Raw genomic sequence first — 240 nt, 5'->3', positions numbered from 1 at the left:
CCGGCCACGCCGGCAGTTACTTCAACCGCGACGCCGACGGCTACACCGCGGCCATCCGCGGCGTCGACGCATCGATCGGCAAGCTCACCGCGGCGCTGCGCGCGCGGCCGAACTACGCCAACGAGGATTGGCTGATCATCGTCGGCACGGACCACGGCGGTTCCGTGCACCACGGCCACAACACGCCGGAAGACCGCAAGACGCTGATCGCTTTCAGCGGCGCGTCGGTGCCCAAGCTCG

At 69.6% G+C, this 240-nt stretch carries 1 protein-coding gene; it reads left to right on the top strand.

Going from position 1 to position 240, the window contains the following annotated elements; translation table 11 throughout:
- Positions 1 to 240: hypothetical protein (locus HKX41_13200; GenBank protein ID NNC25091.1), on the top strand; the 240-nt coding region annotated here is incomplete at both ends.

Origin of the sequence: Salifodinibacter halophilus, assembly GCA_012999515.1 — a bacterium.
In the GTDB taxonomy this organism is placed as follows: Bacteria; Pseudomonadota; Gammaproteobacteria; order Nevskiales; family Salinisphaeraceae; genus Salifodinibacter; species Salifodinibacter halophilus.
This window is presented reverse-complemented; position numbering and strand designations above follow the sequence as displayed.